The organism is Sutterella sp. (genome assembly GCF_030539355.1).
In the GTDB taxonomy this organism is placed as follows: Bacteria; Pseudomonadota; Gammaproteobacteria; order Burkholderiales; family Burkholderiaceae_F; genus Sutterella.
This window is the reverse complement of sequence record NZ_JAUNSF010000178.1, coordinates 1-3028: the sequence shown is the minus strand read 5'-3', so window position 1 is coordinate 3028 and position 3028 is coordinate 1. Positions and strand designations below refer to the sequence as shown.

The 3028-nt window shown below is 63.7% G+C and carries 2 protein-coding genes; one reads left to right on the top strand and one right to left on the bottom strand.

All coding sequences use genetic code 11. The features are described 5' to 3' along the window. Positions 1-219: 219 nt before the first annotated feature. On the top strand, positions 220-1056 hold the full coding sequence (locus Q4F91_RS13285) for a MerR family transcriptional regulator (RefSeq protein ID WP_303338210.1): 837 nt from the start codon (positions 220-222) through the stop codon (positions 1054-1056). 25 nt (positions 1057-1081) lie between these two features. On the opposite strand, the gene rarD is transcribed toward Q4F91_RS13285, so the two are convergent. Then, the gene (rarD, locus tag Q4F91_RS13280) at positions 1082-2050 is read right to left on the bottom strand and encodes an EamA family transporter RarD (protein WP_303338209.1); all 969 of its coding nucleotides are present in this window, start codon (positions 2048-2050) and stop codon (positions 1082-1084) included. Between the last annotated feature and the right edge of the window lie 978 nt (positions 2051-3028).

The window sequence follows — 3028 nt, the reverse complement described above, 5'->3', positions numbered from 1 at the left end:
GGATTCCTCTATGGTAACCGTTCCGGGCGGCCCCGCCTCCCCTTGCAGGGGCAGTCGCGGCGGATCCTCCGCCCGAGGAGCCGGAATGAATACGAAATGAGTACGAAATGAGTATCGAAAACGCTTCCGCTTGAGATAGGATTGAAGGATTCACAGCAGACGCGCCCCGGGCTCCGACCAGCCTCTGCGGCGCGCATCACAATTCAAGGAGAGGCACCCATGGCGAAGGAAGAGGACGGCATCAGGCAGTACCGCATCGGCGAATTCGCCCGCTGCATGGGTGTGACCCCGGACTACCTCAAGCACTACGAGCAGCACGGGCTCCTCATCGCCAAGCAGCGCAAGAGCGGCTACCGCTACTACCCGTTCGGAATGAGCTCGCGCATCCTCGAGTGCATGCGCCTCAAGAGCTTCGGCATCTCGATCCGCGACATGGAGAAGATGCTCACGGAGCTCGACGCCGACGAGGTCTCGGCGAAGCTCGACGAGCACGCCGAGGAGCTGCGCCGCCGCATCGAGCACGACACGGCCGTGCTCAGGGAGCACGAGCGTCTGCGCGACTGGTACGACAGGCGCTCGAGGAAGGACGGCGACTGGGAGGTGCGCGACATCGCCCCGATGCTCTTCCTGCCCCACTCGAGCGGCAGGGACTTCCTCGAGGACGAGCGCATCTACGAGGTGCTCTCCGACTGGGTCGACTGGATGCCGGTCGTGAAGTCGGCGCTTCAGATCACGCCGCAGGAGGATCCCGCGGCGCCCATGCCGAACTGCTGGGGCCTCCTCGTCAGGGAGGACCACGCCCGCGCCCACGGTCTTCCGGTGAACGACGTCGTGCAGCACATCCCGCGCTGCAAGTGCCTCGTCTACCACTTCGCCGGCCCCACGCCGGGCGGCGTCACCTCGGTGCCGCCCACCCCGTCGCACCCGCTCTTCGCCCGCGTGAAGTCGCTCGGCTTCCGGCCGACGGGGAACATCTACCGCGTGGTCTACATGTACACCCACATCAACACAAGCCTCGAGCGCTACGGCGTCTACATCGTGCCGATCGAGGCCTGACCGGGCGCCCCGGGAGAAGGTTCTCTCAGGGCTCCCCCTTCCGGCCGCCCGTCTTCCCGGCGTGCTCGAGGACCTTGCGCGTCACGTGCACGCCCTTCAGTTCCGCCCAGAGGAAGACCGCCACCGAGACCGCGATGAAGACGAGCGGCACCGCGAAGGCCGGGTTGAAGGGGCTCCCGAGGATGAAGACGCCCACGAGGATCGTGAGCACCGGGTTGAGGAACTGGCAGAACCCGAGGAGATACATCGGGAGGTTGAGCGCGGAGTACGCGAAGGCGATCATCGGGATGGAGGTGATGATGCCGGTGCCGACGAGCGCGCACGAGAGCCCGGAGAAGCCCGTCGCGAGGAAATGCCCCTCGCCCGCGGCGTGGAGGTTCCAGAGGTAGACGAGCGCGAGCGGCATCATGATGAGCGACTCGAGCGCGTTGCTCACCCAGGGATTGATCGTGATCTTCTTCTTGAAGGCGCCGTAGATCGCCCAGGTCGAGGAGACGCCGAGGGCGATGACGGGAATGCGCCCGTAGCCCGCGGTCATGACGACGACGCCCGCGGCGGCGATCGCGATCGAGAGCACATGAAGCCGCGAGAGCCGCTCGCGGAAGATGAGGAAGCCGAGCGCCATCGAGATCAGGGGCGTGAGGAACATGCCGATGCCGAGTTCCACCACGCGGTCGATCTGCACGGCGAGCACGTTGATCCACCAGTTGAGACCGGCGAACATCGCCGCCGCCACGAGCATGAGCGCGAGCGGCGGGCGGCGCCTCAGCTGGCCCGCGGTCTGCCGGAACTCGTGCGCGCGCCCCGTCACGATGAGCAGCAGCGTGATCACGATGAAGGACCAGCAGACGCGGTGCGCGATCACCTCCCAGCTCCAGGCCTCGGAGAGCATCTTCCAGTAAAGCGGCATGAAGCCCCAGAAGAGATAGGCGATGAAGGCCGCGGTGACGCCGACCGCGAGGCGCGGCGACGCGCCGCCGGAGACTGTTGGCATGGTGCAGGTGAGAGAAAGCGGAAGCCGGGGAACTCAAGTGCACTCAGATTACCGCAACTCGGACCGCCCGGCCCCGGGAATGGCGTCGGCTGAGGTGCATCCCGGCGCGCCTGGCCCGGCCGCCATGCCGGATGAATCAGAGAACCCAGGCGGAAGCGATGACGATTCGTCACTTCGTGAGGCGCCTGAACCGGCGGAGGCAGCCCTGGGCCGGCGTGCCGGAAGGCCTTGCCGGTCTTGTTTGGCATGTTCCGTCCATGCCTGAAAGTACGTGAAGTCACTTCACGTAGATGTGCAAAATCCGTAAGTTCTCGAGGGCGGAAGATTCACCTGAAAAACGTCGGGATAGCCTGCGGCAGAGGCGAAGTGAGCGTTTCGGGCGTCCGTCGGTACAGCGGAAGGACGCCGCAGAGGGCTGTTGTGCATGCCTCATCCATGCCTTCAGTTACATGAAATCATTTCACTTAAGGATGCAGTTTTCGTCAGCGCTTCCGGGGGCCGTCACTGCCGCCGATGCCGGAGCCAGATGGAAGTGAAGAAGAGTCGGCGGCGTCTTATTTGGCATTGTCTGTCCATGCCTTAGCCTACCGGAAACCGTTTCACTTAAGTACGCAGGATTCGTAACGCCCGAAGCCCGAAACAGTCGCCTGGGAAACGCCGGGATCGCCTGCGGCAGAGGCGGAGTGAGCGTTTCAGGCCTCCGTCGGCGCTGCGGTAGGACGCCGCAGAAGCCTGTTGTGCACGCTTCATCCATGCCTTCAGGTACATGAAACCATTTCACTTAAGGATGCAGTTTTCGTCATCGCCTCCCTGGTCCGACACCGCCGCCGATGCCGGAGCCAGGCTGAAGTGAAGAGGAGCCGGCGGCGCCTTATTTGGCATTCACGGTACATGCCTGAAAGTAGGTGAAACCACTTCACGTAAGGAACTGTAAGGAAATAAACTAGCTAACTTCGACAGGGTATGGTAAAATCCGAG